Source organism: Streptomyces sp. LHD-70, assembly GCF_031157275.1.
GTDB lineage: Bacteria > Actinomycetota > Actinomycetes > Streptomycetales > Streptomycetaceae > Streptomyces.
This window is the reverse complement of record NZ_JAVIFW010000009.1, coordinates 113941-139505: the sequence shown is the minus strand read 5'-3', so window position 1 is coordinate 139505 and position 25565 is coordinate 113941. Positions and strand designations below refer to the sequence as shown.

Genomic DNA, 25565 nt, shown 5'->3' with positions numbered 1-25565 from the left:
CGTCGTGAGGTGAAGTGATTTACGCGGCGCGATCCGCGCGACGGCTTCGATGTACGCGGCTCGATCCACGGGGGTGGCTCGATCCGCGATTCGGTACACGACTCGATCCGTGACTTGATCCGCAGGGCGATTCAGACTCGATCCATGGGGTGACTCGGACTCGATTCAGGGGTGACCCAAGGGAACTCGGGCCCACAAAGGGGGTGCCAGAAGGATGCGGCGCATCGACGTGATCGGAGCGGGAGGCACACGCCTCGCCGCTTGGGAGTTCGGCGAGCCGCCCAAGGCCCAGGAGGCCGAGGGGGCGGGCGTGCTGATGCTGCACGGCCTGATGGGCAGCGCCTCGCACTGGGCGGGCACCGCCGCCTGGCTCGCCGAGCGGCACCGCACGGTCGCCCTCGACCAGCGCGGCCACGGCGAGAGCGACAAGCCCGTGGGGCCGTACACACGGGAGGCCTATGTCGAGGACGCCGAGGCCGCCCTGGTGCAGCTCGGGCTCGCCCCCGCCGTCCTCGTCGGGCACTCCATGGGCGCCCTCACCGCCTGGCAGTTGGCGGCCCGCCGGCCCGACCTGGTGCGCGGGCTGATCATCTGCGACATGCGGGCCTCCGCGCTTGGCGCCGCCTCGCAGCGGGAGTGGACCGACTGGTTCAAGACCTGGCCCGTGCCCTTCGCCACGCTCGACGACGTCCGCCGGTGGTTCGGCGAGGACGACCCGTGGGTGGAGCGCCCGAACCCGGCGCGGGGTGCGTTCTACGCCGAGGTGATGGCCCGCTCCGAGGACGGCTGGCGCCCCGTCTTCGACCCGGCCCAGATGCTGACCTCCCGGGAGACGTGGGTGACCGACGCGCACTGGGAGGAGCTCGCCCAGGTCCAGTGCCCCACGCTCGTGGTCCGGGGCCTGGACGGGGAGCTGGGCCGTGCCGAGGCCCAGGAGATGGTCCGCGTCCTGCCCCACGGGGCGTACGCGGAGGTCCCCGAGGCCGGCCACCTCGTCCACTACGACCAGCCGGAGGGTTGGCGCGCGGCGATCGAGCCGTTCCTCCACGGCGCGCTGATCGGCTAGCGCCGGGCTCTTCCCCTCACCGCCCCTTCCCGAACTGGGGGCCAGCCCCCAGACCCCCGCTCCTCAAACGCCGGAGGGGCTGTCTTTAGGGGCGCGGGGAACTGCGCGACCAGCCACGACGGCGCGAAAGCTGAACGACACAGCGGGGTCTGGGGGCGCAGCCCCGAGAGCCGTCCGCTGAGGACTTCGGGAAGGGGCGGGGAGGGGGAAAATCACCCCCGACTGACCGCCGCCAAGATCTCCGGCAGCCGCCCCGCCACCCGAGGCGCGGCCAACCGCAGACCGGCCACGGTGATCCCGTACCCATAGCAAGCGCCGACCGGCAGCAGCACCCACAACGCGTCCCGCGCGCCCCTCACATGGAGCCAGATCGAGAGCGCGATCACCGGAGCGCACAGCAGCGCCGCGCCCACCATCCCGCCGAAGATGGAGATCCAGGCGAGCCCCGCCTGGCCGGGGGCCACGTTCTTGTAGCCCTCCTGCGGGATCGAGTACGGAAAGCGGGCCGAGGCCCACGCCCCCGTCGACAGCATCGCGCCGAGCAGCGCGAACGACAGGCCGAGCACCTCCGCGAGCCGCCCCCAGTCGCCGAGCACCGCCGTCGTCACGACCACCACGAACGCCGCGTACGGCAAGGTCAGCAGGGTCAACGCCAAGGCGCGGGCGCGCAGTTCGACGTACGCGTCGCGGGGCGAGGAGATCGTCATCGCGACCATCCAGAACGCCGAGGTGTCCTGGCCGAACTGGTTGTACATCAGGATGCCGAGCATGCCCGAGGCGAAGCACGCGAAGTAGACCGAGCCGGTGCCCTGCAGTGCGTTGAACAGCGGCACGATCAGGCCGATCGCGAGCGACGTCACCCAGGCCGCCTTGGTCTTCGGATCGCGCCAGACGTACCGCAGGCTGCGCTCCATCACCGTGCCCGTGCGGCCCGCGGGCAGCAGCCGGGACAGGCCGTGCGCCCGCCCCCGGTTCCGGGACGGTTCGGCGGCCTGCAGCGTGGACCCGTCGGGCGACGTCATCAGCCGCGTCAGGCTCCGCCCCCAGAACCCGACCACGAGCGCCAACGCCGCGCCGCACAGGGCGAGTTGGGCCAGGCCCGTCCCGTACGAGCCGCGGCTCATCGAGTCGACCGCGCCGATCGACGCCGACGGCGGGATCCAGCGCAGGATCTCCGCCGCCGGATCCAGTTTCGACAGCCCGCCGGGCGTGCTCAGCCGCTGCGCGCCGAAGTTCACCACCTGCGCGCCGACCGCGATCAACAGGCCGCTCAGGACCGCCAGGTCACGCCCCTTGCGGCTGGTCAGGAGGCGGATGTTCGCCGATGCCACGGCCCGCGCGAGCGCTACGCACAGTACGAGGGCCAGCGGCACCGCGACGATCCCGGTGAGCAGCCCCGCCACGCCCCGCCCCACCGCGACCGCCGAACCCGCCGCCAGGCACAGCGTGAACAGCGGCCCGATGCCGACCAGGGAGGCCACGAGCAGGGCCCGTACCAGCGGCCGTGGCCGGAGCGGCAGCATCACCAGGCGCGTGGCGTCCAGGGTCTCGTCGCCGCTCGGGAAGAACAGCGGCATCACCGCCCAGCCGACAGCCAGGACGGCCAGGGCGAGCACCGTGACTGTCGCGGCGTGCGTGCTGCCGCGCAGCGCGAGCAGCCCGAGCAGCAGCAGCGCCGCGCCGAGCAGCGTCACGACGACGGAGGCAAGATACGCGGCCCTGCGCCCCGCCGACTGCCGCAGCCCGTTGCGCAGCAGGGACAGCTTCAGGCGTACGAAGGTGCCGGTCAGGCCGGGGACGTTCCGTGGGTGCGTGGCCGTCGTCATCGCGCCCCGCCGCCCAGCCAGTCCAGGCTCTCCCCGGTGTCCCGGCCGTTCGCGCCGACCAGTTCGAGGAACGCGCTCTGCAGCGACGGCGCCCCGCCCCGTACCTCGTCGAGCGTGCCGTGCGCCCGGATGCGGCCCGCGGCCAGCACGGCGACCCAGTCGCACAGCGACTCCACCAGCTCCATCACGTGCGAGGAGAACACCACCGTCGCACCGGACGCGGTGTAGCGCTCCAGGACCCCGCGGATCGTCTGCGCCGACACCGGGTCGACGCCCTCGAACGGCTCGTCCAGGAACAGCACTTCGGGGTTGTGGAGGAGAGCCGAGGCGAGCCCGATCTTCTTGCGCATGCCGGTCGAGTAGTCCACGACGAGCTTGTGCTGCGCCCCGCTCAGGTCCAGTACGTCGAGCAGCTGGCCCGCCCGCTTGTCGACCTCGTCGCCCGGAAGTCCGCGCAACCTCCCCGTGTACGCGAGGAGTTCACGCCCCGAGAGCCGCTCGAACAGCCGCAGCCCCTCCGGCAGCACCCCGATCCGCGCCTTCACCTCGGCCGGGTCGCGCCACACGTCGTGCCCGACCACCTCCACGCTGCCCTGGTCGGGCCGGAGCAGCCCGGTGACCATGGAGAGCGTGGTGGTCTTGCCCGCGCCGTTCGGCCCGACCAGGCCGATGAACTTGCCCGCGGGCAGGGCGAGATCGATCCCGGCGACCGCGATCTGCTCCCCGAACCGCTTCCACAGCCCCTGCACCCGCACCGCGTCCGCTGCCACGACTTCCGCCCTTCGTCCGCGCACCGCCCCGTCCGCCCCGTCCGTCCGCACACGATACGGAGCCCGCCCCAGGTGAGGGACGGGCTCCGGGACGAAGCTGCGGGCGCGTCGCGGACGCGTGCGGGGACCTACACCCGCCGCTCCCGTCCGCACGCGTACGCCAGCGGGCTGATCAGCTCCTCCGTGTCCGGCAGCCAGCGGTTCGCGGGCGTGGGCTGGCGCACCCACTGGACCGCGCCGCGCCCGCCGACCCGGGTCGGCGGGGCCGCCACCCAGTCGCCCTCGCCGAGCGTCCGCAGGTCCAGGGAGGCCGGCGGCCAGCCCAACTTGCGTACCAGATCGGGGGCCTTGGCCAGGGCGCCGGGCAGCACGAAGAACTGCATCCGGCGGCACGGGGTGAGCGTCACCGGGCCGAGCGCGAGATCCATCCGCTCCATCCGCGCGAGCGCCAGGAACCCGGCGGTCTCCGGCACGTCGATCGCGTCGAACGTCCGCCCCGTCGGCAGCAGGATCGAGGAGTTCGGCTGCTTCGACCACAGCCGGCGGGCGACGGTGGCGCTGCCCGTCGCCTGGTTCGTCCAGTCCTCGCGTACGGGATGGGCGCCGGGCAGGGCGCAGGACGGCTCGCCGCAGCTGCAGCGCTCGACGCCGCCCTCGGCCTCTAGCCAGGTGCCGGGGAACACGTCCCAGTGCCGCTCTTTCGCATAGCGCACGGCGGCGTCGGGCAGCTGTTCCCCGCGCTGCTGGGGGACCTGCGCGGATCGGGCGACTTCGATGGTCTCTTCCACGCTCAGCTCAACTCCCGCCGTCACCTTGGGTTACGCCCTCCCTTCGGCCCGTTCCGGCGGCTGCTCGCGGAGCGTTGACCTGGGCGGGTCGGGCGCCACCCGGGTACGCCGACCCGGCGCATCGTTCCTGCACATGGGGCGCACGGGTGCATGACCGGGGGCGCGCACGCGCATCGGCAGCGGGGGCGGGTAGCCGCTTGAGGAGGCGAGGTGCGGATCGAGGTGCGGAGCGAGGCACGGAGCGCGGCACGGAGCGAGGCACGGAGAGAGGTACGGAGAGATTCCGGTGGTCGGTCGGCCGGGGCAGCGGTCGGCGGGGGCGCGGCTGTTCAAGTCGCGGGCAGCGGCGGCTGCTATGTCGCGCTATGCCGGAAATTGTTCCGCATTTTCGTCGACCCGATGGGCATCGATCACCGGGACACAACTTCCGGACGCAACTTCCGGACGCAACTTCCGGACGCAACTTCCGGACGCAACTTCCGGCGCACACAGGGGGTACGCCATGGCCGCAAGGCCTCTCGTCGCGCGACAGCCCAACGAACGGCTGCAGGCGCTCATCCAGGAAGCCGGCTGCTCCAACGCCGGTCTCGCCCGCCGCGTCAACATGTGCGGCGCCGAGCACGGCCTCGATCTCCGGTACGACAAGACCTCCGTGGCCCGCTGGCTGCGCGGCCAGCAGCCACGCGGCAGGGCGCCCGGCATCATCGCCGAGGCGCTCGGGCGCAAGCTGGGGCGCGCGATCACGATCGACGAGATCGGGATGGCGGGCGGCAGGAACCTCGCCTCCGGCGTCGGCCTGCAGTTCTCGCCGACGGTCATCGGCGCCGTCGAGCAGGTCTGCGAGCTGTGGCGCAGCGACGTCGGCCGGCGCGACTTCCTCTCCGGCTCCGCCGTCGCCGCCTCCGCGCTCGTCGAGCCCAGCCGGGACTGGCTGATCAGCGCGATGGACACCCAGGTCGCCAGGACCGCGGGCAGCCGCGTCGGCCGCTCGGACGTCGCCGCGGTGCGCGCCATGACCGACTCCCTCGTCCAGCTCGACCACCAGTACGGCAGCGGACACGTACGCCCGGTCGTCGTGCACTACCTCAACTCCGTCGTCTCCGGGCTGCTCGCCGGGGCCTACCGGGAGGCCGTCGGGCGTGAACTCTTCGCCGCCGTGGCCCGGTTGACGGAACTCGCCGGCTACATGGCGGTGGACACCGGCCAGCCCGGCCTCGCCCAGCGGTACTACATCCAGGCCCTGCGTCTGGCCCAGGCCGCCGGCGACCGCGGCTACGGCGGGTACGTCCTGGCCGCGTCCATGAGCCACCTCGCCGCCCAGCTCGGCAACCCGCGGGAGATCGCCCAGCTCGCCAGGGCCGCGCAGGAGGGTGCGCGCGGCCAGGTCACACCGCGGGCCGAGGCGATGTTCTACGCCGCCGAGGCGCGCGGGCACGCCCTGCTCGGGGACGCCCGCTCGGCGCACACCGTGGCGGCCAGGGCGGAGGCCGCGCTCGACCGGGCGGACTCGGCGGTCGAGGACCCGGTGTGGATCCGGCACTTCGACGCGGCGTACCTCGCGGACGAGCTGGCGCACTGCCACCGTGACCTCGGCCACGCGCAGGCCGCCGCGCGCGCCGCCCAGGACTCCCTCGACGGGCACCCCGAGTCCCGCGCGAGACGCCGCGCCATCGGCCTGGTCCTGCTCGCCACGGCGCAGCTGCAGGAGCGCGAGGTCGAGCTGGCCTGCCACACCGGTACGCAGGCGATGGAGCTGCTCGGCACGCTCCGCTCCAACCGGGGCAGCGAGTACCTGGAGGACTTCCAGGGCCGGCTCGCCCCCTTCCAGGACCAGCAGGCGGTACGGGATTTCGGCGCCCGGCTGCAGGGGCAGGCGGCGTGAACGGGCCCGGCGCGTGAGGCATTCCACGCCCCTTCGGTGAACCCCCGGTTACGGCAGGTCACGGAACAGATCGCGGGCAGGAGCTGCGTAGCACCCCATATAGGGGACCCGGTAGCGTGAGCCGACGATTCCGTAGGTCCCCCCATATGTAGGAGTCCCGGTGACGCAGAGCGGACAGGGCGAGGAGCCGCAGATACCCGCGGCACGGCCCGCGCACGAAGGTGTCGTGCTGCCCGCAGACGGCGGAGAGCCCCTGGTGCCGGGCACCTACGGAGACCAGGCGGTGCCGGCCGGCGGCACCCCGTGGGGCCAGCCCTGGGGCCCGGATGTCCCGCAGGCGGGCCCGTCGTACGGCCAGAACGACGGCTTCGCACCGGGCCAGGCCTGGGGCCAGGACCCGCAGCAGCAGCCGTACGGTATGCCGCAGCAGCCTCAGCAGTTCCCCTACGACGGCACGCCGCCCCAGTACGACGCCGCGCAGCCCCAGCCCTCGCAGCCGTACGAGCAGTACCCGCCGCAGCAGCCCGCCGCCCCGCAGCCGTACGCGCCGCAGCACCAGCAGCCCTACGCGCAGGACCCGCAGCCCTACGCGCAGCAGCCGCAGCCTCAGGCGCCCCAGCCCCAGCCCCAGCAGCTTCAGCAGCCCCAGCCCTCGCAGCAGGCGCCCGGCCTTCCGCCGCAGCAGGCCGCACTCGGCCTCCCGCCCGCCGAGCAGCCGCAGGCCCCGCAGGCTCCGCTCGGCGCGCTGCCCGCGCAGCCGCAGCCGCAGTCCGGTGCCGCGCTTCCCGAGCCGCACCAGGCGCAGTCCGGTGCCGCGCTCCCGCAGCCGCAGCAGCCTCCGCAGTCCGCTCCGCTGCCGCCTCCCGCCCAGGGCGGCGCCCCGCTGCCGCCCGCCGACGCCGAGGCGACGCAGTACCTGTCCGCCGTACCGCAGAACGCGCAGCAGACGCAGGGGAGCCAGGGCGGGGAGTCCAACTCCCCGGGCCCGTACGGCGGTTCGCAGGGGGTGCAGGGGACGCAGGGGACGCAGGGGGGCGCTCCGCTTCCCGGTGCGCTGCCGCCGGAGGCGCCCGCCGCCGACGCGACCCAGTTCCTCGGCCGCCAGGCCATGCCGCAGCCCCCGGCCGCGGGCGGCCCCGACTCGGAGGCCACGCAGTACATCGCGCCCGTGCCCCCGGCACCCGCGTCCGCCCCGTACGGCATCCGGCCCGGCGCGCCCGGTGACCGGCAGCCGCCCGCCGAGTTCGACAGCCTCTTCCGCAGTGAACCGGCCGGTGCGGGCGGTGCCGGCGGTGCCGAATCCACCCAGCAGATGCCGCAGTTCAACCAGCCGCCGGCGCAGCCGCAGCCGGGCATGGGGCAGGGGCAGTACGCCGGTCCGCCCGAGCCGACCTCCCGTCGTACGGGATCGAAGGTGCCGCTGTTCGCCGCGATCGGTGTGGCCATCGCGGTGCTCGGCGTCGGCGCGGGCGCGCTGATCGCGGGCGGCGGCGAGGACGAGAAGGACGAGCCGAAGAACGCCGCCGAGTCGCAGCCCGCCGAGCAGAAGCCGTCGCCGACGACCGACCCGGCCGAGGAACAGGCCGTCGCGCTCGACAAGTTGCTCGCCGAGAGCAACGACAGCCGTACGGCGGTCATCAACTCGGTCAAGAGCATCGAGGCCTGCCGCAACCTCGGCCAGGCCGCCACCGATCTGCGCGACGCCGCGAAGCAGCGCAACGGCCTGGTGACCCGGCTCGCCCAGCTCGAGGTCGACGAGCTGCCGGACCACGCCACCCTGACCGCGGCCCTCAACAAGGCCTGGAAGGCGTCCGCTTCGGCCGACAACCACTACGCCGCGTGGGCCGACCAGGTCGCCGCGAAGGGCAAGAAGGGCTGCGTCAAGGGCAAGGCCCGTACGACCAAGTCGCGTGCCGCCGGGAACACGGCCAGCGGGGACGCCACCGCGGCCAAGAAGCAGGCGGCGCCGCTGTGGAACACGATCGCCGGGCAGTACGGCCTGACGAAGCACACCTGGATCCAGCTGTGACCGGTCAGGCCTGAAGGGCGGGCCTCCTGGCGCGGCTCAGGAGGCCTCTTCCAGCGTCCGCGAGACGTCCACCGCGGACTTGCGGGCCGCCACGAGCCGCCCGTCGCGGACCACCTGGTACGTCACGTTCGCGTTGACCAGGCGCGGGAACTCACTCGCCGCCACGGTGTCCTCGAAGCGCCAGCTGAGCGTCGGCGTGAGGCCGCCCGTGCCGACGCGCACGCCGTCGTTGAGCGCCCGCGTCACGGTCCGCGCGGTCACCTCGCCGTCGCCGAGCGACTCGACGACCTTCTTGAACACGGTGTACGCGATCCAGGTCGTCTGCACACCGGCGTTCGCCGGGTCGATCCGGTGGTCCCCGAAGGCCTCCTCGCGGATCACCCGGCGCATCGGGTCCCAGCGCGCGTCGTCGGCCGCCGGGTACCAACTCGTCACGTACGCCCCCTCGTACGGGCCGGACGCGCCGCCCGTGCGGTCCACCGAGGTCTGGTCGACGCTGCCGAGCACGGAGGAGATCCGTACCTTCTGGTGGTCCTCCTGCGCGCGCCGGAACGAGTCGAAGAAGCCGTCCGTACGGTCGCCGAGCGCGGCCGTGACGCAGCCCTCACGGGCCCGCTCGGAGGCCCCCTCGCGGCCTAGCGTGGAGACGAGGGAGGGGTCGGCGCCCGCGGCCTTCAGCGCCTGCTCGGCCTGCCTGCTGTAGTCGCCGGAGTCCTCCGCCGCGAGGATGTCCGTGGCGGGCTTGCGGTGGCCTTGCGCGAGGCCGGCGTTGAGCAGTCCGGGCAGCAGGTCACCGGCGAGCGTGTCGGGCCGTACGAGCGAGACGCGCTCGCAGTCCCGGGCCAGCTGCCGCCCGTTCCCGGCGAGCAGCGCGACGACACCGCCGTTGACCGGGAAGGACGTCGGGCTGACGAACTCCTCCTCGGTCAGCCCGTAGCCACCGATGTACGGGATACCTGCGGCCTCAAGCGGGGAGAGGAAGGCCTGGCCGTGCTGGCTGTACGAGCCGACCACGGCGGCCACGTTCGCCTTCACCGCGCGCCGGGCGCAGTTCGCGGCGCCCACGGAGTCGTTGTGGTCGTTGCAGGTGAGGACCTTGAGGGGGCGGCCGTTGAGCCCGCCGTGGTCGTTGACCCAGCGGGCATACGCACGCGCCATCGCGGGCATTCCGGGCATGTCGGTCGCCTCGGTCCGGTCGGGGGCCCAGGTCATCACGGTGACGGGCTCCCCGGACTCCCCCGACGACCCGGGGATCGCCCCGCAGCCGACCGCCGCCGTGGCGATCGCCGCGAGGGCCGTCACGGTGATGGTGGCGGTCTTGAGCGGGCGGGTGAGCCGAGGGCGGCGCCGGACAGTCATGGACATGCACCATTCCGGTCGGTCCCTAACCTTTGAGTGATCTCGGCTCAACGGCGAGTGACGTGAAGGTGAATTCCAGGGGCTGGTGGGGGCGCGCGCGTGGGGAACGTACGATCGACAACCGTGCAAAGCTCGGAGAACCCTTCCCGTCGTGGCCGCCGCTCCTCCACCATGGGCGGCATGCCTCTGAACGACATGCCGTGGTGGCGCTGGCGCAGCAACGTGCGCTCGGCGCTGCACATGCTCGCGGACCCGGAGTTCCAGCAGACCGTCTGGCTCGCGGGCGTCGACGGGTACGGAGACGTGACGGACGCGGTGTACCGCCTCGTCGAGGACACCTGGCTCGACAACTGGTCCGCGGAGAAGTACGTCGGGACGATCTTCCGCGACTCCCAGGAGGCGGTCCTCGTCGACCTGGCCGTCCTGCGGGTGCTGCGGATCATGCACCAGGTCGGCCCCGACGCCCCCGTCTCCGCCTACCTCGACCACCACGGCTGGGACGAGGCCGTCCGGGCGGCGCGGGACGCGCACGTGCGGTTGGCCACGGGGGACGGGGACGACCCGGACGCGGTGCCCAGCACGCTGGAGGTGCTGCGGATCCTGACGAGGTCGGCCTAGCCGAGGCCTGGACGGAACGGCGCCCGGCGCAGCGGGGCAGGTAGCCTTCCCGCTATGACCGCACAGCCCGCACCCGCCGCCGACCAGTACGTCCTCACGCTGTCCTGCCCCGACAAGCAGGGCATCGTCCACGCCGTGTCCAGCTACCTGTTCATGACCGGCTGCAACATCGAGGACAGCCAGCAGTTCGGCGACCACGACACCGGGCTGTTCTTCATGCGGGTGCATTTCTCCGCCGAGGCCGTGAACGCCGAGAAGCTGCGCGCCAGCTTCGCTGCCGTCGGTGACTCCTTCCATATGGACTGGCAGATCCACCGGGCCGAGGAGAAGATGCGCATCGTCCTGATGGTCAGCAAGTTCGGGCACTGCCTGAACGACCTGCTGTTCCGGGCCCGGACCGGCGCGCTGCCCGTGGAGATCGCCGCCGTGGTCTCGAACCACACGGACTTCGCCGAGCTCGTGTCGTCGTACAACATCCCCTTCCACCACATCCCGGTGACGAAGGAGAACAAGGCGGGGGCCGAGGCGCAGTTGCTCGCTCTCGTACGCGAGGAGAACGTCGAGCTGGTCGTCCTCGCCCGCTACATGCAGGTGCTCTCGGACGAGATGTGCAAGGCGCTCAGCGGGCGGATCATCAACATCCACCACTCGTTCCTGCCGAGCTTCAAGGGCGCCAAGCCCTACCACCAGGCGCACGCGCGCGGTGTGAAGCTGATCGGCGCGACCGCGCACTACGTGACGGCCGACCTCGACGAGGGCCCGATCATCGAGCAGGAGGTCGAGCGCGTCGGCCACGAGGTCACGCCGCAGCAGCTCGTCGCCGTCGGCCGGGACGTGGAGTGCCAGGCCCTCGCCCGCGCGGTGAAGTGGCACAGCGAGCGCCGCGTCCTGCTCAACGGCCGCCGCACGGTCGTCTTCGCGTAAGGCCGCTGCGTACGTAAGGCCGCTGCGTGCGTAAGACCTGTGCGTGCGTAAGACCTCTGCGTACTGCGGCTACATCCGGCTGAGCGCGGCCGCCGCCGACAGGACGTCCCGGATCGCCTCGCGGTCGCCGACCTGACCGGCCGCCGCGTCCTCGGGCGGTACGTGCCCGGCGGCGAGGCGGCAGAACTCCACGCCGTCCAGGGCGACATGGGCCACTTCGCACTCCTGTGACGCGGCTGCTCCCGGGGAGTCGAGCGGGATCAGCCACTCGCCGCCGCCGTGCCCCTCGACCTCCAGGCGCAGGCTGCGTCCGGGCGCCCCGGCGGCGACCAGCTCCTTGGCCGGTGCGGCGAGGCCCGCGCGGCGCCGGTCGGCGAGCGCGCCGGGCAGCATGCGGGCGGCGAGGTCGATCATCCGGTTGAGGTGCCGGGGTGCGGGCGGTTGGTACGGGTAGTCCACCGCGTCCGCGATGTCCCCCGCGTGCACCCAGCACTCGAAGGCGCGGTCGAGCATCGAGTCCCGCAGGGGCAGCGTGAACTCGCCGTAGGGCACGGCGAGTTCGGCGGAGCCGCCGCCCGCGAAGGACACCGTGCGGATGACGGTGTGGCTCTGCTCCCGCCACGGCAGGCGCACGCCGCGCGTGGCCGGGAACCGGGAGGCGTTCCAGTACGCCTCGGTGCGTTCGGCGGGCGAGGTGCCGGTGAGGGCGGCGCGCGCGGCCTCGGGCAGCGGGTCGTCCAGGCCGAGGGTCGTCGCGACCAGGCCGTCGACCGTCAGGAGGTGGGCGATGACCCCGGCGACGGTGGTGCGGCGCGTGACGGCCTCGTCCCCCTCGTACCACTTCAGCTGGACCGGGGCGTGCCACTCGCCGTTGCCGAAGTCCTGGAGCAGGGCGTCGAGCCGGGCCGTCTCGGCGTCGTAGGGCGCGGCCCAGTCGGGGACGGGTATGCGGGGCGGGCGGCGGTCCAGGCAGCCGGCGAGGACGCGGGAGCGCAGGCCCGGGTCGAGGTCGAGGCTCTCCTCGGGGTGCAGCAGGCCGACGGCGTCCCGCAGCCGCAGTGCCTCGTCCGCGCAGGCGCCGCAGCCGCCGAGGTGCAGCTCGACGGCTGCGGCCTCCTCGGCGGAGCAGGCGGCGAGCGCCCAGGCGCCGAGCAGCGACTTGAGGACCTTGTGCTCCAGGACGGGCGGCGCGGGCGCGGGCACGGCGGGCAGCGGCGGCGGCTCGGGCAGCGGGCGGCCGGAGTCCTCGATGGAGCTGCGCGGTGGCGGTATGCGCAGGCCGCCGCCGTGCGGGGGCCGGGCGCCGGGGTGCTCGCCGGGGCCCGGCCGGCCGTTCTCACGCGGGCGGCCGTCCGGCCCTGGCACACCTTCGGCGAGGGCGCCGCCGGTCGCGATGTCGTCGTCCGCGCGGCCGTGGCGGGGGTCGCTCTCGCCGTGCCGGTCCGGGCCGTCGTGACCCTCGGGGCCGTCGTCCGGCTCGGAGGGGTCGGCGTTCACAGTGCGCTCCCGTAGCCGGGCGGAGGGGCGGCGGCGGGCCGCTGTTCGTTGGCGGTGGACAGGAGTTGCAGGCCGAGGCGGAGGCGGCGCCGGGCCTCGTCCTCGGTCACGCCGAGGTCGGCGGCGGTCTGGCGGTAGTCCCGCCGCTGGAAGTAGGCGAGTTCGAGGGCGGCGCGCAGCGGGGCGGGCATGGACGTCACGATGTAGTCCGCGCGGGCGGCGACGGAGGCGCGGCGGACCTTCTGCTCCATGTCCTCCGTGGTGCCCTGGCCGCCGTCGGCGAGCGCCTCGGTCTCGGTCTGCCGCAGCCGCGCCACCGCATACCGGTTGGTGAGGCCGGCGAGCCAGGAGCGCATCGAGCCCTTCTTCGGGTCGTACTCCTCGGGGTTCTCCCAGACGTGGGCGAAGACCTCGCGGGTGACGCGGTCCGCCGCCGCGTCGTCGTCGAGCACGCGGTGGGCGAGGCTGTGCACGAGGGAGGCGAGCCTGTCGTACAGCTCGCCGAGCGCGGCCGCCTCTCCGCGTGCGAGCCGCTGCTGCATCTTGCGGTCCCAGCGGGGCGGTGCGTCTTTCGCCATGTGGCCCCCTCCTGCCGTGGCACGACCGTACGTGCCGACCGTACGAGCGCGAACCCTCCAACGAATGTAGTGCCCGCCACCGACAACGCACCTCGGTTTGCGGCAACGGGCGGCGCGGGGTGGCTGCGGATGGTAGTGAATTGGTCACGCTGTGCTGAGAGTTGAGTCAATGTCGCGTCGAAATTCGTTGAAGTCCGTTGAACGAACTGGATCGACGTAGATCGAATCGGTGCATATGTGATAGGCCTGCCGGATGGCCTGTTGTTCAGGTGAGGTGTTTTACGGGGGAGTAGCGGGGCAACCGCGAACCAGGGAAGCGTAAGCACGGCTTCCGGATACCGCCACGATGGCTGAAGGTTGTGGACCGGACCCGGAAACCGAAGCCCGGAACCGAGCCGTACGCGGCGTACGAGTGGAACGAGAGGCGGCGTGGCGGATGGCGCTCAAAGTGACCGATGGCGATCAGGGCGGCTGGGCCGTCATCCAGGTCAGCGGTGAGATGGACCTGGTGACGTCGCCGATCGTGCGCCAGCGCGTCCACGACGCCGTCGCCGAGGGCCGCCGCAGCCTCGTCCTCGACCTCTCCGAGGTCCTCTTCTGCGACTCCTCCGGCGTCGGCGTGCTCATAGCCACCCGCCGCCTCATCCGCTCCTGCCGCGGCCGCCTCCGCCTGATCCTCCCGGCCCAGGGCGCGGAGGACGGCTCCCACGTGAACCGGGTCCTGGCGGCCCTCGGCGTCCGCCGCCTCTTCGAGGTCTTCCCCGACCTCGGCTCAGCGGTGGACGAGGAAGCCTCGCCGCTCTCGGCGTAGCGCTGCCGCCGGGTCATCGGGGCGGGTGAAACAACCCACACCGCACCCCCCGCATCCCCCGGCGCCCACCGGGAACGCGTCACCCCCAGCGCCGTCCGACCTCGATCAGGTCGCGGAATGTCACCGGTCTTGATACAAGCCTGGGTGAAGCTGCGACTTTCGGGGCCCGGGCGGCTGAGCCCGACGTACGCTCCGTGGTGAACGCAGTGGAACGCATCACCCACCTGATCAGTGAGGCCGAGATGGACAGCGCAGAGTACGAGCGCAGGATTGCCGCGCGATTTGCGAGCTTCGACCAGGACGGCAACGGCTACATCGACCGCGAGGACTTCAGCGGTGCGGCGAAGGCCGTCCTTGCCGAGTTCGGGACGACCGCGCGGTGCGACAAGGGGCAGGCGCTGTACGCGGGTGCTGAGGCGTTCTGGCAGGGCATGGCCGGGATCGCCGATGTCGACGGGGATCAGCGGGTGACCCGCGAGGAGTTCGTGACCGGTGCGGTCAAGCGGCTGCGGGACAGTCCGCAGCGGTTCGCCGAGATCGCGCGGCCGTTCCTGAAGGCCGCGATCGCCGTCGCCGACGAGGACGGCAAGGGCGCCACCCCGAAGGGGACCGAGCGGGTCCTGAAGGTGCTCGGCGCCGACCCGCAGACCGCCGCCGCCGCGGCCGCCGCCCTGGACACCGACGGGGACGGCCGGATCTCCGAGGAGGAGATCCTCACCGCCTTCGCCGCCTACTTCACGACCCCCGCGCCGGACGCCTGAGGGCTCCCCGCGCCGGACGCCTGAGCGAACCCCGGCCCGGCGCCGTCACGCGTACCGCTCGCGCAGCTTGTACTTGAGCACCTTGCGCAGCGTCTCGTTGCGGGGCAGGGCCTCCACCACCTCCAGTTGTTCCGGCAGCTTGTGGGGGGAGAGGCCCGCCTCGCGGAGGTGTGCGCAGACCTCGGGCAGGCTCAACTCCGTCGAGCCCGGCGGGAGTTCGAGGACCGCGCAGACGCGTTCGCCGCGCTCCGGGTCCGGGAGGCCGATGACCGCCGCCTCGCCGACCGCGGGGTGGACGTGCAGCAGGTCCTCGATCTCCTTCGCCGAGATGTTCTCCCCCTTGCGGATGATCACGTCCTTCGCGCGGCCGGTGAGGACCAGATGGCCGCTCTCCCGTACGTGCCCCAGGTCGCCCGTGATCAGAAAGCCCTCGGCGTCGAAGGCCGCGGCCGACTGCGACGGCTCCAGGTAGCCCCGGCAGACGGCCTCGCCGCGCAGCCGCACCTCCCCGTCGACCCCGGCAGGCACCGGCTTCCCGTCGGCGTCCGTGATGCGGATCTCCATCCCGGCCGGGGGCCGCCCCTCCGTACCGGCGAGGCGGTCCGGGGTGTCGTCCGGGGCGCCCATGGTGATCATCGGGACCTCGGTCATGCCGTATCCGTGGGTGAGTTGGCAGCCCATCTCCTGTACGACAGCGTGGTAGAGCTCGGGGGGTTTGGGGGCGCCGCCGCCCGCGAGCAGGCGCAGGGTGGGGATGAGTCTGCGGCCCTCGGGGAGCCGCCGCTGCTCGGCCAGGAACATCGAGTAGAAGGCCGTGGAGCCGCCCGCCGTCGTCACCCCGTGGCGGCGGTAGCCGTCGAGCGCGTCCGGGAGCGCGAACTTCTCGAAGAGTACGGCCGGGAACCCGTAGAGCAGCAGCATCACCAGGTAGTCCGGGCCGCCTATGTGGGCGAAGGGGAACGCGATCGAGCCCACGTCCGCGGACGACAGGCGCAGCGCGTGGGCCAGGCAGGAGCCGCCCGCGATCAGTGAACGGTCGGTGTGCAGCACGCCCTTGGGGTCGGAGGTGGTGCCGGAGGTCCAGTAGATCCAGCGGACGTCCGTGCCGTTCGCCGGTGGCGCGGGCAGTACGGCGGGGTCGGCCTCCGGGAGGTCCGCGTACGCCTCGAAGACGCCGCGGGCGTCCAGGCGGCGGGCCATCTCCGTGTGGTCGAAGCCGCGCCAGACCCCGGGCGTCGCGAAGAACTCGGCCCCGGACTCGCGCAGCGCGAAGCCGACCTCCTTCTCGCGGTAGAAGGGGATGACGGGGGACTGGGTCGCGCCGAGCCGGGCCAGGGCGGCGGTGAGCAGGACCGTCTCGATGCGGGTGGGCAGCTGCCAGGCGATGACCGTGCCGGAGCGCACGCCCTGCTCGTACAGTCCCGCCGCGACGCGTTCCGCGCGCTCGCGCAGGGCGCCGAAGGTGAGGGTGCGGTCGGCGGCCTGCTCCGCCTCGGCCTGGATCAGCGCCGGGCGGTCCGGGGTGAGTTCGGCGCGGCGTCGGATCAGTTCCCAGAGCGTCGGGGACTCGCCCAGTTCGTGTGCCGTGTCCCGCATAGCCGGCCTCCCCATCTCCTCAACTGACGATCTGTCAGATCGAGGCAGAGCGTAGGCCTCACCGCCTTGTCGGTCCAGAGGTCCGGGGGCTAGCCTCTTTCTGACGACCCATCAGATTAGGCACCGTCTGATCAGACACGTCAGATCAGACACGTCAGATTCGTACTGCGGCGAGGGGACCCCCATGGAACTGCCTCGGATCATCAGCGTCGACGACCACGTCATCGAACCGGCGCACCTCTTCGAGACCTGGCTGCCGCAGAAGTACCGCGACCGCGGGCCCAAGCCGCTGACCGCCGGGATCGGGGAGCTCGAGTACACCGGCGGCAAGTACGTGATCACCATGGACCCGGAAGGCCCGCCCACCGACTGGTGGATCTACGAGGACCTGAAGTTCCCGTACAAGCGGAACATCGCCGCCGTCGGCTTCGACCGGGACGACATGACCCTGGAGGGCATCACCCGGGCCGAGATGCGGCGCGGCTGCTGGGACCCGGTGGAGCGCCTCAAGGACATGGACCTCAACCATGTCGAGGCCAGCCTCTGCTTCCCGACGTTCCCGCGCTTCTGCGGGCAGACCTTCGCGGAGGCGCACGACAAGGAGGTCGCGCTCGCCTGTGTGCGCGCGTACAACGACTGGATGGTCGAGGAGTGGTGCGGGGACAGCGGGGGGAGGCTCATCCCGCTCTGCATCATCCCGCTGTGGGACATCGACCTCGCCGTCGCCGAGGTGAAGCGGAACGCGGCGCGCGGGGTGCGGGCGGTCACCTTCTCCGAGATCCCGACCTACCTCGGGCTTCCGTCCATCCACTCCGGGTACTGGGACCCGTTCTTCGCGGCCTGCCAGGAGACCGGGACGGTGGTGAACATGCACATCGGGTCGTCGAGTCAGATGCCCGCCGCCTCGCCGGACGCGCCCCCGGCCGTGCAGGCGTCCCTGTCCTTCAACAACGCCATGGCCTCGATGATGGACTTCCTGTTCTCCGGGGTCCTGGTGAAGTTCCCGACGCTCAAACTCGCCTACAGCGAAGGGCAGATGGGCTGGATCCCGTACGCCCTGGAGCGTGCCGACGACGTGTGGGAGGAGCACCGCGCCTGGGGCGGCGTCCGCGACCTGATCCCCGAGCCGCCGTCCACGTACTACTACCGGCAGATCTTCTGCTGCTTCTTCCGCGACAAGCACGGCGTCGCGTCCCTGGACGTCGTCGGGCGCGACAACGCCACCTTCGAGACCGACTACCCGCACGTCGACTCGACCTTCCCGCACACCAAGGAGGTCGCCCTCGACCACGTCAAGGGCCTCGACGACGAGACCGTGTACAAGCTGATGCGGGGCAACGCCATCCGCATGCTGAGCCTCGACCTCGACAAGTAGCGCCCATGGACCTGGCCTACACCGAGGAAGAGGAAGAGTTCCGGGCCCGCCTGCGCGCCTGGCTCGCGGACGTCCTCCCGCAGCTGCCGCCCCGCCCCGACCCGTCCGACTGGCCCGGCCGCCGCGCGTACGACCTGGGCTGGCAGCGACGCCTCCACGACGCCGGGTACGCGGGCCTGCACTGGCCCGTCGACGCGGGCGGGCAAGGGGCCACGCCCACGCAGCACCTCATCTACCTGGAGGAGACCGAGCGCGCCGGGGCCCCGTACGTCGGCGCCAACTTCGTGGGCCTTCTGCACGCCGGGCCGACGATCGCCGCCGAGGGCACCCCGGAGCAGCGGCGGCGCTGGCTGCCGCCGATCCTGCGCGGCGACGAGGTGTGGTGCCAGGGCTTCAGCGAACCGGACGCCGGGTCCGACCTGGCGTCCCTGCGGACGCGCGCGGTGCGGGACGGCGACCACTACGTGGTCAGCGGCTCCAAGATCTGGACCTCGCACGCGGAGGTCGCCGACTGGTGCGAACTCCTCGTCCGTACGTCCCCCGTCACCGACGAGGTGCCCAAACACCGCGGCATCAGCTGGCTCGCCCTGCCGATGGACGCGCCCGGCGTCACCGTACGGCCGCTGCGCACCCTCGCCGGGTCCACCGAGTTCGCGGAGATGTTCCTCGACGAGGTGCGCGTGCCCGTCGGCAACCGGGTCGGAGACGAGAACGACGGATGGCGGGTCACCATGGTCACGCTCTCCTTCGAGCGCGGCACCGCCTTCGTCGGCGAGGTCGTCGCCTGCCGCCGCACGCTGACCGCACTCGCCGCCGAGGCCCGGAAGAACGGCCGCTGGGACGACGCCGTCCTGCGCCGCCGGCTCGGCCGCCTGAACGTCGAGTTCAGCGCCCTGTGGCGGCTCACCCAGTGGAACGTCTCCGAGGCCCAGCGCACCGGCGGCGTCCCCGGCACCGGCGGCTCCGTCTTCAAGCTCCGCTACTCGCACGCCCGCCAGGAGCTGTACGACACGGCCGCCGAGGTCCTCGGTCCCGACAGCCTCGACCTCGACCGGGAGTGGAACCTCGACCGGCTCTCCTCCCTCTCGTACACGATCGCCGCGGGCACCTCGCAGATCCAGCGGAACATCGTCGCCGAGCGCATCCTCGGCCTGCCGAAGGGGCGGTGAGGCCCGCCATGGACTTCCAACTCACCGAGGACCAGCGGGCGTTGCAGTCCGGTGTGCGCGAGCTGCTCGCCGGGCGGTTCGGGCGGGAGGCCCTCCGCGCCCTCGCCGACGGGCCCGAACAACCCTCCCTCGACCGGGAGTTGTGGCGTGAGCTCGGCGCCGCCGGGTTCTTCGCGCTGCGGCTCCCCGAGCGCGACGGCGGCGTGGGCCTCGGCCTGCCCGAGGCCGTGCTCGCCTTCGAGGAGGCGGGCCGCGCGCTGCTTCCCGGCCCGCTGGTCGCCACCCACCTCGCGGCGGGCGAGGTCGAGGGCGCCGCCACCGGGGACACGGTGGTCACCGCCGTCGACAGCTCCGGCCTGGTGCCCTGGCTGGACGCCTCGGACGTCGTACGGGGCGATGCCGCCGGCGCCGTCCCCACCCGCTCCGTCGACCCGCTCACCCCGCTGCACCGGGCCCCCGCGGGGGTGGGGGCGCCGGACCCGCTCGCCGTGCTGCTCACCGCCGCCGAACAGCTCGGCAGCTCCGCCCGCAGCTGCGAGACGGCGGTGCGGTACGCGCGCGAGCGCAGCCAGTTCGGGCAGCCGATCGGCGCGTTCCAGGCCGTGAAGCACCTGTGCGCGCAGATGCTCGTCCGCACCGAAGTGGCACGCGCGGCGGTCTACGCGGCCGCCGTCACGGCCGACCGGGCGGAGATCTCCGCGGCGGCCCTGCTCGCCGACGAGGCGGCCGTCCAGGGCGCGCGCGACTGCCTTCAGGTGCACGGCGGCATGGGTTTCACCTGGGAGGCCGACGTCCACCTCCATCTGAAGCGGGCCTGGCTGCGGGCCGCACTCGGGCCGTCGGCGGGCGCGGTGGAGGAGGAGTGGGCGGCGGCGCTGTGACCTGTGCCGTGTTGCCGGCTGTGTCTTTGGCGGCGTTGCCGGCTGCGTCATTGGCGGCGTTGCCGCAAGTGATCGAATGACTGCCAAGAACGGTCCGTGAACACAGCACAGAGTGACCGTGGGGTGTCGATATCGGCTTGTGTCCTAGGCGTGACTCGTCACGGCACGGAGTCGGGGCGACGCTCCGGTACGCTCCGTGGGATGCGAGTGGTTCTCTTGGCGAGCCATACCGGTGGGGCCTGTGTGGCGCTTCCGGAACCGGCGATGCCCGCCTCTCGCAGGGCATGGCGGCGTGAGACGCCCCCCTGTTCGACACCCCGCGGCGCGCGTCGCACAGTATGCCGCACGCGTACTCCTTCGTGCTGGAATATGCCCGAAGCGCTTGTTGGGGTGACTGTACGTCAACCATGCTGTGTCGTACGGGGATCACGTTCCGTGACCCCGACGAGACACGAGGCGATGTGTCCGCCGGTTCGGATGGTGTGAGCGGTGCAGGTGCTTCAAGTTCAGACGGAGGTCCGCCCCGACCCCGCGGAGGTGGGGCGGGCCCGTAGGTGGGCGAGGTCACGGCTCGCCGGTTCCGGGATAGAGGTGGACGAGCCGCTGGCGGAGACGCTGGTGCTGCTGATCTCGGAGCTGGTCACCAACGCCGTGGTGCACACGGGCTGCCCGGCCGTGCTCCGCCTGCTCCTGCCGCGCCTGCCGGAGTCCGCTCCGGCCACCGTGCGCGTGGAGGTCACCGACGCCAGCACCCGCCCGCCCCGCCCCCGGCAGGCCGAGGGTGACGACACCAACGGCCGCGGCCTGGCCCTCGTGGACGGCCTCGCGGACCGCTGGGGCTGGCAGTCGGACGGCGCGGGCAAGCGCATCTGGTGCGAGGTGGACCGCTGCGAGCCGAAACCGAAGGCGGCGGAGGACGCGGGGGACGCCGGGGATGCCGGGGGCACCGCGGGGGTGCGGCACTTGGGTGCGGCGCCGGTCGTGGCGTTCCCCTTCTGAGGGTTCCGGGCGGGACCGCCCCCGCGCCGAACTGCCGCCTCCCACAAGGGACTTGACCGTACGAGCCGAGGGTTGGCGGCGCGCCCATGTCACCCCGAGCGTGACACCGCGCGCCGCCGGACGAACACGACTCGCACTCGCCGAGCGTCTGCCCCTCGCCAGGCCCTCGACGTCCCCTCACGGCGGATCGCTGCCACAAGGGTGAGGAAACGGACAGGCGACGTCAACACCTGGGGTGGGGGTTTGTGTTCGGCGGTCGCGGGCGTACGAGTCAGAGAATCGCCACCGGCGCGACCGGTGTGCCCGTCGCGCCGACGAACGGCTCCGGCATCGCGGACAGCAGGAACGTGTGCCGCGACTCTTGTGCACAGGCTGTGGACAACTCTTCGAGGAACCAGTTCTGCCCCTGCGGCATGCCCATCTCGACCAGGTCCAGGGCGTGCACCGGCAGCCACAGGTTCTCGATCTCGGGCGGGAAGATCTCGAAGGTCAACGTGTCGTTGGCGACGGCCGCCACGTCCCGCGCGTGGAACCACTCCGGCGTACGGATCGACAGGCCCGGTGACGGATAGCCGTACCCGTGCTTGTCGCCCGCCAGATAGACCTGCACCTGTCCGGTCCGTACGAGTACGACATCGCCGGCGCGGACCTTCGTACCCGCGAACTCCTCGGCCTCGTCCAGGTCTTCGGGGGTCACCGCGTGCTCGCCGGGCAGCCGGTCCAGGCCCTTGGTGCGGGCCACGTCGAGCAGGACGCCGCGCGAGACGACGTGCCGCATCGAGGCGGCCGCGCCGAACTCGGCGCCGCCGTGGGCCGTGATGGTGCCGGCGGGGCGGCCGTTGTAGAGGCGGCCCGAGTGCGAGACGTGGGACAGGGCGTCCCAGTGCGTTCCGGACTGGAGGCCCATCGTCACGGCGTCGTCGCTGCAGGCCACCGTGCCCGGGCCGAAGAGCTCCTGGTTGATCTGCACCATCGTGTGGAACGGGTTGATGCGGCCCTGGATCATGCCGCTCTGCACGCCGTCCTCCTTGAGCGGCAGGGCGAGCGGTATGCGGTGCCCGCTGCGGACCTCGGCGGTGGCGTCCCGTACGACCGCGTCGGTGATCAGGTTCAGGGTGCCGGACTCGTCGTCCGCGCCCCAACGGCCCCAGTTGTTCACGCGCTTGGCGATGTCGTGGAACTCGGGCGGCAGTGACATCGGGGCCTCCTCAGGGCTTGTGCTCCCGTATCTGATGACCCGTAAAATCTAACGGTCCGTCAGAAAACGCGGGAAGGGGCCGACGTGGGGAACTTCTTGGCAGGCAAGGTGGTCGCCGTCACCGGGGCCGGGCGCGGCATCGGCCGGGCCGTGGCGATCGCCGCGGCAGCCGAGGGCGCGAAGGTCGTCGTGAACGACTACGGCGTCTCGATCGAGGGCGGTGAACCGACCAGCGAGGTCGCCGAGTCGGTCGTCAAGGAGATCGAGGCCGCGGGCGGGGAGGCGGTCGCCGTGGCCGACGACATCGCCACGATGGCGGGCGGGCAGCGGATCGTCGATGTGGCGCTCGCCGAGTACGGGCGGATCGACGGGGTCGTGTGCGTCGCCGGGATTCTGCGCGAGCGGATGCTGTTCAACATGTCCGAGGAGGAGTGGGACCCGGTGGTCGCCACCCACCTCAAGGGCACCTTCACCGTGTTCAAGGCGGCGTCGGCGGTGATGCGGAAGCAGGGCGGCGGCACGCTGATCGGCTTCACGTCCGGCAACCACCAGGGGTCGGTGGCCCAGGCCAACTACTCGGCGGCCAAGGGCGGGATCATCTCGCTGGTACGGAGCGCGGCGCTCGGACTGCACAAGTACGGGGTGACCGCGAACGCCGTCGCGCCGGTCGCCCGTACGCGGATGTCCGCCAACGTGCCGATGGAGCTGAAGGAGATCGGGGAGCCGGAGGATGTGGCGGCGCTCGTCGTGTACCTGCTGAGCGAGCGGGCCCGCGCCGAGAGGATCACCGGGCAGGTGTACACGATCGCCGGTCCGAAGATCGCGGTGTGGGCGCAGCCGCGGGAGCTGCGGGCGGGGTACGCGGAAGGGGGCTGGACACCTTCCCGGATCGCGGACTTCCTGCCGGGGACGGTGGGGACTGATCCGATGCCGATGCTGGTGCAGCTGGAGGCTATGGCGGAGGCGGCGGCTCGACGGGACCGGCCGAACGCTTGAGCTGCCCCGATAGGGGCGCGGGGAACTGCGCGACCAGCCACGACGCCGCTGCAGCCGAACGACAGCGCCGCAGGCTTTCGGGAAGGGGCGGGGTGGGGATCAAATCGACGGAGGCGAACGTGGACTTCAGCTTCACGGAAGAGGATGAGGCGTTCCGTACCGACGCCCGCGCCTGGCTGGAAGCACACCTCACCGGAGACTTCGCCGAAGCCCGAGGCCAGGGCGGGCCCGGCAGTGAGCACGAGGGGGGCGCCGCGCGCCGCGCCTGGGAGCGGGAGCTCGGACGGGGCGGGTGGATCGGGATCGGCTGGGGGGACGGCGCGTACGGGAATCGCAGCGCGAGCCTGACCCAGCAGGTCGTCTGGGCCGAGGAGTACGCACGGGCCGAGGCCCCGGGCCGGTACGGGCACATCGGGGAGAACCTGCTCGCCCCCACCCTCCTCGCGTACGGCAGCGCAGCGCAGAAGCAGCGGTTCCTGCCGGCGATCGCGCGGGGCGAGGAGCTGTGGTGCCAGGGCTACAGCGAGCCCGGCGCCGGCTCCGATCTGGCGGGGGTACGGACGGCGGCTGCACGGGAGGGGGACGCGTACCGGATCACCGGCCAGAAGGTGTGGACCTCCCTCGCGCACGAGGCCGACTGGTGCTTCGTGCTCGCCCGGACCGATCCGGACGCGCGGCGCCACCAGGGGCTGTCGTTCCTGCTCGTGCCGATGGACCAGCCGGGGCGGATCGAGGTGCGGCCGATCCGGCAGCTGACCGGGACGAGCGAGTTCAACGAGGTGTTCTTCGACGGGGCGGTGGCACGGGCGGAGCACCGGGTCGGCGCCGAGGGCGAGGGCTGGCAGGTCGCGATGGGGCTGCTCGGCCTGGAGCGCGGGGTGTCCACGCTGGTGCAACAGATCGGCTTCGCCGAGGAGTTGGCGACGGTTGTGCGTACGGCCGTGGCGAGCGGTGCGGCCGAGGACCCCGTCGTACGCGACCGGCTCGTACGTCAGTGGGCCGAGCTGCGCGCGATGCGGTGGAACGCCCTGCGGACGCTGGGGAGTTCAGGGGCCCGTGACGCGGGCGCGCCGAGCGTGGCGAAGCTGCTGTGGGGCGCCTGGCACCGTCGGCTCGGTGAGCTGGCCGTGCAGGTGCGCGGGGCGCTCGCCACCGTCGGCCCGTCCGACTGGAGCGCGGAGCGGGCGTACGAACTGGACGCGTTGCAGCGGCTGTTCCTGTTCACCCGGGCCGACACGGTCTACGGCGGTTCGGACGAGGTGCAGCGCAACATCATCGCCGAGCGGGTGCTCGGTCTGCCCAGGGAGCCCAAGGGAGGGGTCCGGTCGTGAGAGGTGTCGTGTTCGACGGCAGGCAGCCGCAGGTCGTCGACGACCTGGAGATACGGGAGCCGGGGCCGGGCGAGGTGCTCGTGGCCGTGGCCGCGGCGGGCCTGTGCCACAGCGATCTGTCGGTGGTGGACGGGACGATTCCGTTCCCGCTGCCGGTGGTGCTCGGGCATGAGGGCGCGGGGGTCGTGGAGGCGGTCGGTGCCGGGGTCGCGCATGTGGCGCCCGGCGACCACGTGGCCCTGTCCACGCTGGCCAGTTGCGGGGCGTGCGCGGACTGCGACCGGGGGCGGCCGACGATGTGCAGGCGCGCGATCGGGCGCCCGGAGCGGCCGTTTACGCGCGGCGGGGAGCCGGTGTACCAGTTCGCCGCGAACTCCGCGTTCGCCGAGCGCACCCTCGTGAAGGCCGTACAGGCGGTGAAGATCCCGAAGGAGGTGCCGCTGACTTCGGCGGCGCTGATGGGCTGCGGGGTCGTGACCGGGGTGGGCGCCGTCCTGAACCGGGCGCGGGTCGAGCGCGGCGACAGCGTGCTCGTGACCGGCGCGGGCGGCATCGGGCTCAACGTCCTGCAGGGCGCGCGCCTGGCCGGGGCGACCACGATCGTGGCGGTCGACGCGAACCCCGAAAAGGCGGGTGCCGCCCGGCAGTTCGGGGCCACGCACTTCGTGGACGCGTCGACCACTTCGGACGTACCGGCCGCCGTACGGGAGATCCTGCCGACCGGCGTGGACCACGCCTTCGAGTGCGTGGGCCGCGCCGAGCTGATCCGCCAGTCCGTCGACCTCCTCGACCGGCACGGCCAGGCCGTCCTGCTCGGCATGACCGCACCGAAGGTGGAGGCGTCGTTCCTGCCCGCGGCGATGTTCCTGGACAAGTCCATCCTCGGCTGCCGCTACGGCTCCAGCCGCCCGCAGCGGGACATGGCCCTGTACGCGGACCTGTACCTGAAGGGCCAACTCCTCCTGGACGAGCTGGTGTCGGCGACGTATCCGGTGGAGGAGTTCGAGCGGGCGGTGGCGGATCTGGAAGGGGGGAAGGTGGCTCGGGGGGTGGTGACGTTCTAGGCACCGCACCAAATCCCTTGCCCCGCCTCCGCCCCCGCCCGCTACCG

Annotated in this window: 22 protein-coding genes; 14 read left to right on the top strand and 8 right to left on the bottom strand. The window is 72.4% G+C overall.

What is annotated here, in order from left to right:
• Positions 1 to 214 precede the first annotated feature (214 nt).
• Complete coding sequence (locus RCO28_RS19365) at positions 215 to 1066, top strand: alpha/beta hydrolase (protein WP_308942408.1); 852 nt, start codon at positions 215 to 217, stop codon at positions 1064 to 1066.
• Positions 1067 to 1278: 212 nt separating this feature from the next.
• Here the strand turns inward: RCO28_RS19365 and RCO28_RS19360 are convergent, their stop codons facing one another.
• The 3 genes from RCO28_RS19360 to RCO28_RS19350 form a co-directional block, all read right to left on the bottom strand.
• Entirely contained in the window at positions 1279 to 2892 is a 1614-nt protein-coding gene (locus RCO28_RS19360) for a transporter (protein WP_308942407.1), read from the bottom strand.
• The gene (locus RCO28_RS19355) at positions 2889 to 3713 is read right to left on the bottom strand and encodes an ABC transporter ATP-binding protein (protein WP_374991198.1); all 825 of its coding nucleotides are present in this window, start codon (positions 3711 to 3713) and stop codon (positions 2889 to 2891) included. Before RCO28_RS19355 ends, RCO28_RS19360 begins: the two co-directional genes overlap by 4 nt.
• A gap of 77 nt (positions 3714 to 3790) precedes the next feature.
• Positions 3791 to 4450 (bottom strand): bifunctional DNA primase/polymerase, encoded by a 660-nt coding sequence (locus RCO28_RS19350; protein ID WP_308942405.1) that lies wholly within the window; start codon positions 4448 to 4450, stop codon positions 3791 to 3793.
• Positions 4451 to 4952: 502 nt separating this feature from the next.
• Here RCO28_RS19350 and RCO28_RS19345 point away from each other — a divergent pair.
• Both RCO28_RS19345 and RCO28_RS19340 read left to right on the top strand, forming a co-directional pair.
• Positions 4953 to 6332, top strand: coding sequence for a transcriptional regulator (locus RCO28_RS19345; protein WP_308942404.1), 1380 nt, complete (start codon positions 4953 to 4955; stop codon positions 6330 to 6332).
• Positions 6333 to 6492: 160 nt separating this feature from the next.
• Positions 6493 to 8361, top strand: a complete 1869-nt coding sequence (locus tag RCO28_RS19340) for a hypothetical protein (RefSeq protein ID WP_308942403.1) — start codon at positions 6493 to 6495, stop codon at positions 8359 to 8361.
• A 36-nt stretch (positions 8362 to 8397) separates the two neighbouring features.
• On the opposite strand, the gene RCO28_RS19335 is transcribed toward RCO28_RS19340, so the two are convergent.
• Entirely contained in the window at positions 8398 to 9720 is a 1323-nt protein-coding gene (locus RCO28_RS19335) for an ABC transporter substrate-binding protein (RefSeq protein ID WP_308942621.1), read from the bottom strand.
• A gap of 171 nt (positions 9721 to 9891) precedes the next feature.
• Between RCO28_RS19335 and RCO28_RS19330 the strand changes: the two genes are divergently transcribed.
• Positions 9892 to 10338, top strand: a complete 447-nt coding sequence (locus RCO28_RS19330) for a hypothetical protein (protein WP_308942620.1) — start codon at positions 9892 to 9894, stop codon at positions 10336 to 10338.
• Positions 10339 to 10392: 54 nt separating this feature from the next.
• On the top strand, positions 10393 to 11262 hold the full coding sequence (purU, locus tag RCO28_RS19325; RefSeq protein WP_308942402.1) for a formyltetrahydrofolate deformylase: 870 nt from the start codon (positions 10393 to 10395) through the stop codon (positions 11260 to 11262).
• A gap of 69 nt (positions 11263 to 11331) precedes the next feature.
• Here the strand turns inward: purU and RCO28_RS19320 are convergent, their stop codons facing one another.
• On the bottom strand, positions 11332 to 12759 hold the full coding sequence (locus RCO28_RS19320; protein ID WP_374991197.1) for a zf-HC2 domain-containing protein: 1428 nt from the start codon (positions 12757 to 12759) through the stop codon (positions 11332 to 11334).
• Positions 12756 to 13337, bottom strand: coding sequence for a sigma-70 family RNA polymerase sigma factor (locus RCO28_RS19315; protein ID WP_308942401.1), 582 nt, complete (start codon positions 13335 to 13337; stop codon positions 12756 to 12758). The genes RCO28_RS19320 and RCO28_RS19315 overlap by 4 nt, the downstream gene beginning before the upstream one ends.
• A 436-nt stretch (positions 13338 to 13773) precedes the next feature.
• Here RCO28_RS19315 and RCO28_RS19310 point away from each other — a divergent pair, with 436 nt between their 5' ends.
• Together RCO28_RS19310 and RCO28_RS19305 are read left to right on the top strand one after the other, a co-directional pair.
• A complete protein-coding gene (locus RCO28_RS19310) occupies positions 13774 to 14148 on the top strand; it encodes an STAS domain-containing protein (protein WP_308942400.1) in 375 nt (124 codons plus the stop codon).
• Between the two features lie 242 nt (positions 14149 to 14390).
• Entirely contained in the window at positions 14391 to 14909 is a 519-nt protein-coding gene (locus RCO28_RS19305) for an EF-hand domain-containing protein (protein ID WP_308942618.1), read from the top strand.
• Between the two features lie 45 nt (positions 14910 to 14954).
• Here the strand turns inward: RCO28_RS19305 and RCO28_RS19300 are convergent, their stop codons facing one another.
• Positions 14955 to 16505 carry an AMP-binding protein gene (locus tag RCO28_RS19300; protein WP_308942399.1) on the bottom strand — a complete coding sequence of 517 codons (1551 nt, stop codon included), beginning with the start codon at positions 16503 to 16505 and terminating at the stop codon, positions 14955 to 14957.
• A gap of 184 nt (positions 16506 to 16689) precedes the next feature.
• On the opposite strand from RCO28_RS19300, the gene RCO28_RS19295 reads away from it, so the two are divergent.
• The 4 genes from RCO28_RS19295 to RCO28_RS19280 all read left to right on the top strand — a co-directional run bounded on the left by RCO28_RS19295 (position 16690) and on the right by RCO28_RS19280 (position 20929).
• Complete coding sequence (locus RCO28_RS19295; protein WP_308942398.1) at positions 16690 to 17880, top strand: amidohydrolase family protein; 1191 nt, start codon at positions 16690 to 16692, stop codon at positions 17878 to 17880.
• Between the two features lie 5 nt (positions 17881 to 17885).
• The gene (locus RCO28_RS19290) at positions 17886 to 19049 is read left to right on the top strand and encodes an acyl-CoA dehydrogenase (protein ID WP_308942397.1); all 1164 of its coding nucleotides are present in this window, start codon (positions 17886 to 17888) and stop codon (positions 19047 to 19049) included.
• 8 nt (positions 19050 to 19057) lie between these two features.
• Positions 19058 to 19930: an acyl-CoA dehydrogenase family protein gene (locus RCO28_RS19285; RefSeq protein ID WP_308942396.1), complete on the top strand. Its 873-nt coding sequence runs from the start codon at positions 19058 to 19060 to the stop codon at positions 19928 to 19930.
• 489 nt (positions 19931 to 20419) lie between these two features.
• On the top strand, positions 20420 to 20929 hold the full coding sequence (locus tag RCO28_RS19280; protein WP_308942395.1) for an ATP-binding protein: 510 nt from the start codon (positions 20420 to 20422) through the stop codon (positions 20927 to 20929).
• A gap of 271 nt (positions 20930 to 21200) precedes the next feature.
• On the opposite strand, the gene RCO28_RS19275 is transcribed toward RCO28_RS19280, so the two are convergent.
• Positions 21201 to 22127 (bottom strand): cyclase family protein, encoded by a 927-nt coding sequence (locus tag RCO28_RS19275; RefSeq protein ID WP_308942394.1) that lies wholly within the window; start codon positions 22125 to 22127, stop codon positions 21201 to 21203.
• An 84-nt stretch (positions 22128 to 22211) separates the two neighbouring features.
• On the opposite strand from RCO28_RS19275, the gene RCO28_RS19270 reads away from it, so the two are divergent.
• The 3 genes from RCO28_RS19270 (at position 22212) to RCO28_RS19260 (ending at position 25518) form a co-directional block, all read left to right on the top strand.
• Complete coding sequence (locus RCO28_RS19270; protein WP_308942393.1) at positions 22212 to 23123, top strand: SDR family NAD(P)-dependent oxidoreductase; 912 nt, start codon at positions 22212 to 22214, stop codon at positions 23121 to 23123.
• A gap of 119 nt (positions 23124 to 23242) precedes the next feature.
• The gene (locus RCO28_RS19265) at positions 23243 to 24454 is read left to right on the top strand and encodes an acyl-CoA dehydrogenase family protein (protein WP_308942392.1); all 1212 of its coding nucleotides are present in this window, start codon (positions 23243 to 23245) and stop codon (positions 24452 to 24454) included.
• Positions 24451 to 25518, top strand: coding sequence for a Zn-dependent alcohol dehydrogenase (locus tag RCO28_RS19260; protein ID WP_308942391.1), 1068 nt, complete (start codon positions 24451 to 24453; stop codon positions 25516 to 25518). The genes RCO28_RS19265 and RCO28_RS19260 overlap by 4 nt, the downstream gene beginning before the upstream one ends.
• Positions 25519 to 25565: the final 47 nt, after the last annotated feature.